This window comes from Flavobacterium mekongense (assembly GCF_047038255.1).
Taxonomy (GTDB): domain Bacteria; phylum Bacteroidota; class Bacteroidia; order Flavobacteriales; family Flavobacteriaceae; genus Flavobacterium; species Flavobacterium mekongense.
In genome coordinates this window covers 1,717,521-1,729,653 of the sequence record NZ_CP174374.1, presented here as the reverse complement: position 1 = coordinate 1,729,653, position 12,133 = coordinate 1,717,521, and the positions used below count along the sequence as shown (strand labels likewise).

Sequence of the window (12,133 nt, the reverse complement as noted above, 5' to 3'; positions counted from 1 at the left end):
ACACCACCATAACCAATGTTTAAAAAAATTAAACTAATTCATCAAAATACAATATTTATGTTTTTGATTTTTACAGCTTTAAGTTGTAAAAAAGAAAATAAAGATATTAACTCCCCTGACCTTAAACCCAACAAAGAAACTCAAACAAAATCCATTCATATCGGAAATTGTTACAAGGCTAATTTAGAGGGTAACATTATTGAGTTACAAGTTCAATACGACGACAATAATGTTAGCGGAACACTTACTTATGCTTTTGAAGGTAAAGAAGTTTCTCAAGGAACGTTTAAAGGAAAAATGAAAAAAAACATTCTGATAGCAGATTATGTTTATCTGTCAGAAAATAAAACACGAGAGCGCCAAATAGCCTTTAAAATGATTAATCATCAGTTTGTTGAAGGTTATGGTGAGCGATTGGAAAATAGTACTAAGTTTAAAGACATTTCTAAGTTGAAATTCAATTCCAATATGCCGTTAAAAAAGGTTGACTGCCCATAGTTATGAAAGAAAGAGCACAAACCCGACAAGAAGAATTAGCCAATGCCTTAACGCACGGATTAGGTGTTTTACTGTGTGTATTGGCTATGCCTGTTGTTTTATCCATTACCTACAACAATAATGACATGACAGCTTTTTATGCTGTTGCGGCTTTTGCTGTTGGTGTATTATTGGTTTACAGTTCATCAACCTTATATCATTTTGTTCAGGAAAAGAAAATCAAAAACATCCTCAAAATTGCCGACCACATCAGTATTTATTTTCTTATTGCCGGAACTTACACTCCGCTGATGATTAAATACCTCCCGCATTCAACTGCTTTTGTCTTTTTAACCACGATGTGGAGTGTAGTTATTTTTGGTACACTTTTTAAAATTTTCTTTATCCATAAATTCGAATGGTTTTCGGTTATATTATACTTGGTAATGGGCTGGATGATTGTTTTTGTGATAAAACCTCTTATCAATAATGTTCCCTTAACTGTTTTTTGGTGGATTTTAAGCGGTGGCTTAAGCTATACTTTAGGCGTTTACTTTTATGTTAAAAGTCACAAACCCTACTTCCACGCTATATGGCATGTTTTTGTACTCCTCGGAACTATAATGCATTTTATAGCCATTTGTAAAAGTCTGTAAGCCATGGAAATATTCATCATTTCTATTACTGCTTTCTTGGTTGCTGTTTTAACCTTTTTTTCCGGTTTCGGATTGGGTACAATCTTAACCCCGGTATTTATGATTTTCTTTCCAACCAACATTGCTATTGGCTTAACCGGTGTAGTTCATTTTTTCAACAATGTTTTCAAGCTATTTTTAGTAGGCAATAAAGCTGACAAAACGGTAATCTTTCGCTTCGGAATACCTGCCGTTATTGCCGCTGCTTTGGGATCGTGGTTACTTTTGAATCTATCCTATACCCAACCCCTATTCAGCTATACATTAGGCAACAAACTCATTGCCGTTTATCCGGTGAAATTTATCATTGCGCTTCTATTGATTGTATTTGCTTGTATTGATCTTATCCCCTATTTCAACCGTTTGGAATTTGGAAAAGAAAAATTACCTGTTGGCGGAGCATTGAGTGGTTTTTTTGGAGGGTTAGCCGGAGTTCAAGGTGCTTTAAGAAGTGCTTTTTTAATTAAAGTAGGATTATCCAAGGAAGCGTTTATAGCTACAACCGTTGTAGTTTCTACTTTAGTTGACATTACCAGATTGAGCATATACACTACCCAATTCAATAAAGCCGGTCTTACCGAAAATTTGCCTTTGGTAATTTGCGCTACTTTATCAGCAATATCAGGTGCTTATCTTGGCAATAGATTATTAAAGAAAGTAACACTCCAATTCATAAAAACCACTGTTGCTTTGTTACTAATACTTGTCTCAATTGGTTTAGGTTCCGGATTAATTTAAAACAGCATGTTTTCTTAACCTTTTCATAAACCAATTGAAACAAATATCCCATCTCAGTATTTTAATTTTATATTAAAACGCAACATTATGGAAATCAATTGGATTATTATAGGAATAGTAGCAGCAACACTATTAGCTTTGATTGTTTATCTTGTCAAACAAAATCAAAAAGACCAGCAAAAAGTTACCCGTCACTTCAACGCTGACACCACTGAATTGTCTGAAGAAGAAGATGAGCTCAACAACAATTAGCTTGTACTAACTTCTTGCAAAGAAAACCATTATCAGTTCGAGAGTCGGCTACAACAGTAAAATGGCTTTCAGAATCGACAATACTTCTCTATATTTGCTATAACTAAATCGATATAGTAATGGAAGAATGCATTTCGGTATTTGATATGCTAAAAATTGGGGTCGGACCATCGAGTTCTCATACTTTAGGCCCATGGCGTGCAGCTGAACGTTTTTTAAACGAGTTAAAAGAAGCTGACAAGTTAAGTAAAGTCGCCCATATTAAAGTCGATTTATACGGTTCTCTGTCACTTACGGGTAAAGGTCACGCCACAGATTATGCTGTAATGCTTGGATTAAGCGGACAAGATCCGGAGTACATACCGGTACATAATATTGATAGCATCATCCAAGCCATTAAAAAAACCAACAGGATTAATTTAGCTAATACAATGCTAATTCCGTTTAATCCGGAAACTGACATTGTTTTCAATAAAAACTTTTTACCCTTCCATGCTAATGGCATGTCGTTTACTGCAACCACCAATGATGGTAAAACTATAGAATCTACCTTCTACTCTATTGGTGGTGGATTTGTGGTGAAAGAAGAACGTGTCAATGCCAAAAAGAAGCACGAAATCAAATGTGCGTTTCCGTTTCAAATTCAGAATGCAGCCGAATTGTTAGAGTACACCATCAAAGAAAACAAATCCATTTCTGAAATTGTTTACGCTAATGAAATATCTATGCGTACCGAAACCGAAGTTCACCATGAGCTCCTTCGAATTTGGAACACCATGTTGGAATGCATGTACATAGGCTGTCACTCTGAAGGTATTTTACCGGGCGGATTAAACGTTCGTCGTCGAGCATTCGACATGCACCAAAACCTCATCGGTTTAGCCAACTATAATTCCCCACAAGAATGGCTGGAAACCATCCGCAAAACCGAAGTAAAATTCCGCCAAATCCTAAAATGGGTTTCTTGTTTTGCACTCGCTGTAAACGAAGTTAATGCCGCATTAGGCCGAGTAGTAACCGCACCAACCAACGGAAGCGCAGGTGTAATCCCGGCTGTATTGATGTATTATATGGTAATTGAAAACCACCAAGCCGATGAAAAGCATATCAAGCAATTCCTAATGGTAGCCGGAGAAATAGGCAGTATCTTTAAAAAAGGCTCTACCATTTCTGCCGCTATGGGCGGTTGTCAAGCCGAAATCGGCGTATCTTCAGCTATGGCGGCCGGCGCTTTGTGCGAAGTTATGGGTGGCACTCCTGAGCAAGTATTAATGGCGGCCGAAATCGCCATGGAACATCATTTGGGCTTAACTTGCGATCCTATAGGCGGTTTGGTTCAAATTCCGTGTATCGAACGCAACACCATGGGCGCCATAAAAGCGATAAATGCTGCCGAGTTGGCTTTGGAAACCGATGCCAAAAACGCCAAAGTTCCTTTGGATAAAGTAATTGATACCATGTGGCAAACCGCAAAGGATATGAATTCTAAATACAAAGAAACTTCGGAAGGTGGATTGGCTGTAGCGGTGAATATGGCGGACTGTTAACCCTACGAAACTGTATTTAAACGAAAGTGAAAAGTACTTCCCAATCCCAATTCGCTCTCTACTCCAATCGTTCCGTTTTGGGCTTCTATAAATTCTTTGGATATGGCCAATCCTAATCCTGTACCCGATTTATGACTACCCGGAATTTGAAAATATTTATCAAAAACTTTTGATTGATAACGTTTGTCAATGCCTTTTCCTTTATCGGTTACTTCAAAAACAACTTGGTTACTGTCTTGTTTCAACTTCACAAATACCGGACTGTTTTCTGAAGAATATCGAATGGCATTGGTTAAGAAATTAATCAATACCCAAGATGTTTTCTCGCTATCGGCTTTGACTTCAGCTAAATTCGTTTCAGCGTCAATTATCAAATCAATTTGCTTTTGCTCAGCTTGAGTTTTTACCGCTTCAACAGCATAATTTACAATTGCATACGGATTACTTTTTTCAATATTTAATTGTATATTACCGGTTTCCAATTGGGATAACTCCAATAATTCACCGGTAATTTTCAACAACCGTTCACTATCGTCTTTGATGCTACTTATCAGTTGTTTTTGGTCATCATTGATTGTTCCGGTGGCCTTGTTCTCCAATAATTGTAAACTCATTTTTATGGCTGCTATCGGTGTCTTTAACTCATGGGAAACGGTGGCTATAAAATTGGTTTTTGCAAAATCCAATTCTTTAAAAAGAGTAATATTTCTCAATATGATTACCTTTCCGATATTGATGGATTGTTCTTCTCCCGTAGGAGTGATGACAATCTCAATATTTTCTTTTTCGAAATAACTCTCTTTTCCGTCGGCAAAAATCTTCATCGGAGGCACTTTAGGATTTTCCGATTCATGGAAAATCAAGGACTTCATCAAATCATTTTTTTTAGCCAACGTTTCAGACAATTGCCCAATGACTTCTTCTTGTTTTAAACCGATAATCTTCAAAGCTTCTTCATTAACAAACAAAACAACACCTTGATGATCCATCCCAATAATAGGATCATGCATATTGTTGATTAAAGTTTCCAAACGCTTTTTCTCAAAGGACAACTTGTGCAAATTGCTATTCGAATATTCTTCCAGTTTTTGAGCCATAGTATTGAAAGACTTAGCTAAATCACCAAACTCATTATGATTGGTAAAATGTACTCGTTCGGAATAGTTTTTATTCGCAATTTCCTTAATACTTAAGGTTAATTCTTTTATAGGATTGGCAATGTTACTGGGAAGATTGACTAACAAATTAAAGGCTATTAAAAAACAAAAAGTACCTACGACGGCAATCCATAAATTGGCCATCTCAGCAGTTTTTTTGGCAATATCACTTTTGACTTTTATGGCATTCATATTGAGTTTCATAATCTCAAAAATATCTTGCCTAATGTTGGCTTTAATTCTTTCATCTGAAGTGTTTTGGGTTAACAATTCAAAGCTTTTTTGCAAACTGTAAGTCACTTGGGCTTCCCCTGCCTCGGTAATATTAGCCAATTGCTTTTGCAAATTGGTTTCAAAAAGCTGTATAGCCTCAGGCTTATTGTCATTGATTTCATCTAGAGAGGACAGCATATTTCTGGAATATTCCAAAGTAATATAATTGGCCTTCAAAATGTTCTGCGTATCCTTTTTAATGGAAAAAATATAAAAGGCACTCACCAATGAAAGGATAATGATCAATAGAAATAACAATCCTACACTGAGGTTTAATTTTGTTTTAATCTTCATATCAAGACAGAATTACAAGGTCAACATTTGATTTTGACAAACTATTCAACAACCTTCTGAAGATAGTAGTAGACAAAATTACTTTAAATAAATTAAAATGCGGTTTCCCAATACAAACCGTCGTAATAGACTTTTGCTCGACAATTTTTAACATCGCATCGGTAATATTATCACTTTCTACTTTAATCACTTCGGCGCCTAATTGGGTAGCCAATTTGAAATTATTGATCAAATGACGTTGTTTGACTAGGGCAATTTTATTAGGACTTTCCTTGGGCGTTTCAACATACAACACATACCAACTTCCGTTGTAATAACTGGCTAATCTTGCGGCTTTCCGAATAACAATTTTAGCAGTCTTATCGTTACTGCTAATGCAAGCTAACAGTTTTTCATGTCGCAAAGCGCTATTCTTCGGAATTTCTTTTTCTACTTTTCGGACTACTTGTCCGGCTACTTCCTTCAAAGCCAATTCTCGCAGTTGCAAAATTTGCTCTGCTTTGAAGAAGTTATTTAATGCAGCTTGAATTTTATCTTGCGTGTAAATTTTGCCTTCTTTCAAACGGGTAATCAAATCTTCGGAAGTCAAATCGATATTGACCACTTCATCCGCTAATCGCAGTACGCTATCCGGAATTCGCTCTTGAACATCTATTCTCGTAATTTGTTTTACATCTTCATTCAAACTTTCAATGTGCTGGATATTTACGGCAGAAATTACATTGATTCCGGCATCCAATATTTCCATGACATCTTGCCAACGCTTTTCATTTTTGCTGCCTTCAATATTGGTGTGTGCCAATTCATCTACAATCACAACTTCTGGTCGCAAATTGATAATCGCCTGCACATCCATTTCTTCCAGATTTTTACCTTTATAGAAAATACTTCTTCTCGGAATTACGGGCAAACCTTCCAACAATTCGTGGGTTTCTTTGCGAAAATGGGTTTCAATATATCCAATCTTAACATCAATACCATTTTTTAAAAGTGTATGGGCTTCCTGGAGCATGCGATACGTTTTGCCCACACCGGCACTCATGCCGATGTAGACTTTAAACTTCCCTTTGCGGGATTTCTGAATTAAATCAAGAAAGTGTTGGGCATTATTTTGTTGCTCTTGCTCCATATTTGGGATAACTTAATTAAAATGAAATCGCCAAAGAAGTCGTTAAAAAACTATTCGTATCCGTTGGGTTGCCGTTTTTTATAAACACTTCGTCTTTACTGGCTAAACTTCTGGCTTCAATTCTTAATAACACATTATCAGAAACTAAATAATCAAAGTTGGCAGAAAAACCGTAAGTTTTAAACCCATTCTCTGATCCGGTAACTATAATCACACCTTGTTTGTCTTGGTAATATTCGCCTCTAGCAGCGAACTGAATTTTAGTTGTTGGCTTATATTGTAAAATCACCACCGGAGAATACCAAATGTCATAATCACTGCTTCCGTTTACAGTTTGTTGCGCACCAATATCAAATCCGGCGGTCAAATTGGTTTTGTCTGTCAACTTAAACTGACCGTAAAAATTGTTAAAATAACGCCACTTTCTGTCGGCATCGGGTTGGTCGTTTCCAACATAAGTACTCCAATTCAAAGTTGTTTTACCGCTTGGTTTATAAATAATTTGTGTTCCAAAAGCCGGGGTTTGGTTACCGTCAATTTTCTGAATGCGTTGCCAACCGTTCAAATACATGACAGCCAAATACCATTTTTCGGAAGGTGAAGTATACCCCATTTTGGCACCGGCCTCGTAATAAGGTGAATTATCCGCCAAAATACTTCGGGTCAGTGTTTGGCAATCTTTCCCAATAGCACTCTCAAAACCAATATGCGAGGGCATAATTCCGGCATCAATCCACAAATTATGTTTCGAAGATATTTTTACACCGACATTGGCTTCAAACACATTTCTTAGCAAATCTTGTTCGGCAGCCAAGTTGTATTCGGCATAGGTTCCGGCCATCAATGCAAAATTACCACGAATGTTATCTTTGGCGTAGTTCACTTTGGCAAACCCCAAATTGAAGTTCAATTCGTTGTGCTTGTTATGACTATAAATAAATCCGGGACGCAAATGATTGTCGGGATTCCCAAAATCATAACTGTAATAGGTTTCTAAATAGCCCGAGAATGTCAAAGGGCTTTTTTCTTTAGCGGTATCTTGTGCGTTAAGAGCTGTAAATCCGAAGGCTACTAAAGCCATAACAATTATTTTTTTCATTTTTTTTATTTTTTATTTGAAGCCCTGCCTGGCTTAAAGGCAGATAATCCAGCTATTCGTTGTAATCTTTTCCTTTTAAAAAAAGAAAAAGGATTTCCACTACAAATGCGAACCATTCATCGAACTCTTATTAAAAATAAAAGTTAGTTGAGATAAATCTGGGCTAGGGCATTATTTTAATTGATCTAATTCTATGTTTAACTGTAACACATTCACTTTTTCAGTACCGAGCAACCCTAAAAGTGGTTTCTCCGTGTTTTTCTGAATAACTTGCAACACTCGCGCTTCCGATATCTTACGGCTTTCAGCGATCCGTTTTGCCTGAACTTTGGCACCCTGCACCGAAATATTCGGATCCAATCCGCTACCCGAAGCGGTAACCAATTCAGACGGCACTTCGCTTCTTTTTACCGTTGGGTTTTTAAGCAAAAACGTATCAATTCTGGCTTCAACTTCTGCCAAATAATCGGGATTGTTTGGCCCTTTATTGCTACCTCCCGAACCCGCAGCATTGTAATCTACGGCTGATGGCCTAGACCAAAAGTACTTGTTTTCGATGAATTTTTGAGCCACATTGAGGTGATGATTTTTTCCGTTTACAGTAACTATTTCACCTTTACCTTGATTGGGCGCCATTTGGGCTATTCCAAGAATACTCAAAGTGTAAACACCCGAGAAAAACACAGCACAAAACAGTGTTAATCGTATTGCCGGCATAATATTTTCTTTCATGATTTCTATTTTTAAACAAATAAGGATACTACTACATCGATTAATTTGATACCTACAAACGGAATGATTACACCGCCAATGCCATAGATAAATAAATTTCTACGCAACAATGCCGAAGCACCGATTGGTTTATAAGTCACTCCTTGCAACGCTAACGGAATCAAAAACGGAATGATAATCGCATTAAAGATTACCGCCGATAAAATAGCGCTTTCCGGACTATGCAATTCCATAATATTCAACCCTTGCAGAGCCGGAATGGCTGTAATAAACAAGGCCGGAATGATGGCAAAATACTTAGCAACATCATTGGCAATGGAGAAAGTTGTTAGCGTTCCTCTGGTCATTAAGAGTTGTTTTCCAATTTCTACAATCTCAATTAACTTGGTAGGATCATTGTCTAAATCGACCATATTTCCGGCTTCTTTAGCCGCTTGGGTTCCGCTATTCATGGCAACACCAACATTGGCTTGGGCCAAAGCCGGTGCATCATTGGTACCGTCGCCCATCATCGCTACTAACCTTCCTTCGGCTTGCTCTTTCTTGATATAATTCATTTTATCTTCCGGTTTGGCTTCGGCAATGAAATCATCTACACCGGCTTTCTCGGCGATAAATTTGGCTGTCAACGGATTATCACCCGTAACCATTACAGTTTTGATTCCCATTTTGCGCAAACGTTCAAAACGTTCTTTCATTCCGGTTTTGATAATGTCCTGCAACTCGATTACCCCTTGCACTTGGCTGTTTTTAATCACCACCAAAGGCGTTCCACCGTTTGAGGAAATAGTTATCACTTGTTGGCTAATATCCTCTGGAAAGTGATTCCCCGCTTGAATCGCTATATTTTTGACAGCATCTTGTGCGCCTTTTCTAATGTTAGTACCATCTTTCAGCACCACACCCGAAGTTCTGGTTTCTGCGGTAAATTTGATTAATGTTGCGCCTTCGAAGGACAACTTATTAGCTATCGCAACTCCGGCCAATTCTACTATACTTTTGCCTTCCGGTGTATCATCAGCTAACGAACTCAAAACAGCCGATTGGATAAAATCTTCCTTTGAAATACCTTTGGTTGGATAAAAAGCAGTAGCCTTTCTGTTTCCAATGGTAATAGTTCCAGTTTTATCCAAAAGCAAAACATCGATATCTCCTGCAGTTTCCACCGCTTTTCCGGATTTTGTTATCACGTTAGCGCGCAATGCTCTGTCCATACCGGCTATTCCGATTGCTGATAATAATCCACCGATAGTAGTTGGAATCAAACAAACAAAAAGAGCTATAAAAGAGGCTATTGATATAGGTGCATTTGCATATTTAGCAAATGGTGCTAAGGTTACCGTTACGATGATAAAGACTAAAGTAAAACCGGCCAACAGTATTGTTAAGGCAATTTCGTTTGGTGTTTTTTGACGGCTTGCACCTTCAACCAAAGCAATCATTTTATCCAAAAAACTTTCTCCCGGATCGGAAGTAACAACCACTTTTATTTTATCTGATAATACCTTTGTTCCACCTGTAACCGATGATTTATCGCCTCCGGCTTCTCTGATTACCGGAGCACTTTCGCCGGTAATGGCACTTTCATCAATGGTGGCTAAACCTTCTATGATTTCCCCGTCAGTGGCAATGATATCGCCTGCTTCGCAAACAAAAATATCTCCTCTTTTTAGCTGAGCCGATGAAACAATTTGGCCGTTTTCTAATTTGGCCGGTGTTTCTTCACGGGTTTTCCGCAAACTATCGGCTTGTGCTTTTCCTCTTGCTTCAGCAATAGCTTCGGCGAAATTGGCGAAAAGTAAAGTCAGGAATAAGACCAAGAAAACTGTAAAATTATAGGCAAAACTTCCTTGTGAACCTTCTCCGGTTAAAATCCAAAGACAGACAAAAAGCATAACGACTGTTCCGATTTCGACGGTAAACATGACCGGATTTTTGAACATAACTTTGGGATTGAGTTTTACGAATGCTTGTTTGAAGGCTTCGTTTACCAACTCTTTTTGAAATAAATTATTTTGAGATGTACTCATGGTATTGTATTATTTAGCTGAAAAGTATTCAGCGATTGGACCTAAAGTTAAAGCCGGAAAGAATGCTAAAGCGGCTACGATAAAGATGACTGCAAAAACCATTAATCCGAAAGTGGAAGTATCTGTTTTTAAGGTTCCGTTGCTTTCCGGTATGTATTGTTTTTGGGCTAATATTCCGGCAATAGCAACCGGTCCGATGATGGGTAAATATCTGGCTAACAACATCACAATACCGGTGGCGATATTCCAAAAGGGCGTATTGTCGCCTAAACCTTCAAGTCCGCTACCATTATTGGCTGAAGACGAAGTGAATTCGTATAACATTTCACTAAAACCATGATAACCCGGATTGGCTAACCAACCGGCATAAGCTTCGGGATTTCCTGCATATAAATGACTTGCCATAGCGGTTCCAACCAAGATTAAAAATGGGTGTAACAAAGCAATAATCATGGCAATTTTCATTTCCTTGGCTTCGATTTTCTTTCCAAGAAATTCGGGTGTTCTTCCCACCATCAATCCGCTGATGAACACCCCTAGAATGATAAAGATGTAAAAGTTTAAAAAACCAACCCCTACACCACCATAAAAACAGTTGATCATCATACCTAATAAGGTAGTCATTCCGGCAATAGGTGTCATACTATCATGCATGGCATTGACTGAACCATTGCTGGTACAAGTGGTATAGGTTGCCCAATTGGCGGAAGCTGCAGCACCAAATCGCACTTCTTTTCCTTCCATACTTCCCATATTTTGAGCAATACCTAAATGAGAAATGGCGGGATTTCCGTTCATTTCACTGATTACAGTTGGTATCAATAAGATTAAAAAACCCAACGTCATAACGCTGTAAATCATCCAAGACAATTTTTTCCGTTTTAAAATGAATCCTAATGCGAAAATCATGGCAATTGGAATTAATACAATGGAAACATTCTCAACCATATTAGTTAAATAATTAGGGTTTTCCATTGGATTGGCCGAATTCGGACCATAAAATCCACCACCGTTGGTACCTAGTTGTTTGATGGCTACAAAAGCAGCTACCGGACCTCGGCTTACATTTTGTTCATTTCCTTCAAGCGTAGTAATAGTATCTTTCCCTTCTAAAGTCATTGGCGTTCCATTCATCACCAAAATGATGGCTACTACAAAGGATAATGGCAACAAAACTCTAGTACAAGAACGAACAAAAAAGCTATAGAAGTTGCCAAGAGTTGTTGACGTTTTCTCTTTCATTGCCATAAAAACAGCAGCACAAATGGCCATTCCACATCCGGCACTGATAAATTGCCAAAGCATCAAAGTCAGTTGTCCTAAATAAGACAAACCGCTTTCCCCGGAATAGTGTTGTAGATTGGTATTGGTAATAAAACTCACGGTTGTATTAAAGGCCAAATCGCCACTCATAGAAGGATTTCCATCCGGATTTAAGGGTAACCAAGCCATATTGGTTAAAACCAACATAGAAAGCACAAACCAAACCGCATTGATAGTCAACAGTGCTGTCAAATGCTGTTTCCAGTTCATTTCTTTAGCCGGATTGATACCTCCGATTTTGTAAAATAACTTGTCAATTGGATTAAAAACAGCATCCAACCAAGTGTTTTCATAATTGAAAATTTTGCCGATATAACGGCCTAGCGGGATGGCCACAAGCATGACCAATCCGTACATAACGATAATTCCAAGTATCTCTGAATTCAT

General features: G+C 37.9%; 11 protein-coding genes. 5 read left to right on the top strand and 6 right to left on the bottom strand.

The features are described 5' to 3' along the window. The first annotated feature begins 15 nt into the window (after positions 1–15). The 5 genes from ACJG85_RS07420 to ACJG85_RS07400 all read left to right on the top strand — a co-directional run bounded on the left by ACJG85_RS07420 (position 16) and on the right by ACJG85_RS07400 (position 3,709). Complete coding sequence (locus tag ACJG85_RS07420; protein ID WP_412476040.1) at positions 16–498, top strand: hypothetical protein; 483 nt, start codon at positions 16–18, stop codon at positions 496–498. Positions 499–500: 2 nt separating this feature from the next. Continuing rightward, positions 501–1,133 carry a PAQR family membrane homeostasis protein TrhA gene (gene trhA, locus ACJG85_RS07415; RefSeq protein WP_409677423.1) on the top strand — a complete coding sequence of 211 codons (633 nt, stop codon included), beginning with the start codon at positions 501–503 and terminating at the stop codon, positions 1,131–1,133. A 3-nt stretch (positions 1,134–1,136) separates the two neighbouring features. Next, on the top strand, positions 1,137–1,910 hold the full coding sequence (locus ACJG85_RS07410) for a TSUP family transporter (RefSeq protein WP_412463721.1): 774 nt from the start codon (positions 1,137–1,139) through the stop codon (positions 1,908–1,910). An 87-nt stretch (positions 1,911–1,997) separates the two neighbouring features. Further along, positions 1,998–2,162 (top strand): hypothetical protein, encoded by a 165-nt coding sequence (locus ACJG85_RS07405; protein ID WP_412463720.1) that lies wholly within the window; start codon positions 1,998–2,000, stop codon positions 2,160–2,162. Positions 2,163–2,281: 119 nt separating this feature from the next. Then, the gene (locus tag ACJG85_RS07400) at positions 2,282–3,709 is read left to right on the top strand and encodes an L-serine ammonia-lyase (protein WP_412476039.1); all 1,428 of its coding nucleotides are present in this window, start codon (positions 2,282–2,284) and stop codon (positions 3,707–3,709) included. Positions 3,710–3,711: 2 nt separating this feature from the next. Here the strand turns inward: ACJG85_RS07400 and ACJG85_RS07395 are convergent, their stop codons facing one another. From ACJG85_RS07395 to kdpA, 6 genes are all read right to left on the bottom strand, one after another. Beyond that, positions 3,712–5,433 carry an ATP-binding protein gene (locus ACJG85_RS07395; RefSeq protein ID WP_412476038.1) on the bottom strand — a complete coding sequence of 574 codons (1,722 nt, stop codon included), beginning with the start codon at positions 5,431–5,433 and terminating at the stop codon, positions 3,712–3,714. 1 nt (position 5,434) lies between these two features. Further along, positions 5,435–6,562, bottom strand: coding sequence for a sensor protein KdpD (locus ACJG85_RS07390; RefSeq protein WP_412476037.1), 1,128 nt, complete (start codon positions 6,560–6,562; stop codon positions 5,435–5,437). A 16-nt stretch (positions 6,563–6,578) separates the two neighbouring features. Continuing rightward, positions 6,579–7,661, bottom strand: coding sequence for a porin (locus ACJG85_RS07385; protein ID WP_412476036.1), 1,083 nt, complete (start codon positions 7,659–7,661; stop codon positions 6,579–6,581). A 171-nt stretch (positions 7,662–7,832) separates the two neighbouring features. Then, on the bottom strand, positions 7,833–8,393 hold the full coding sequence (locus tag ACJG85_RS07380; RefSeq protein WP_412476035.1) for a K(+)-transporting ATPase subunit C: 561 nt from the start codon (positions 8,391–8,393) through the stop codon (positions 7,833–7,835). 11 nt (positions 8,394–8,404) lie between these two features. Beyond that, entirely contained in the window at positions 8,405–10,423 is a 2,019-nt protein-coding gene (gene kdpB / locus ACJG85_RS07375; RefSeq protein ID WP_412476034.1) for a potassium-transporting ATPase subunit KdpB, read from the bottom strand. A 9-nt stretch (positions 10,424–10,432) separates the two neighbouring features. Then, entirely contained in the window at positions 10,433–12,133 is a 1,701-nt protein-coding gene (gene kdpA, locus ACJG85_RS07370) for a potassium-transporting ATPase subunit KdpA (RefSeq protein WP_412476033.1), read from the bottom strand.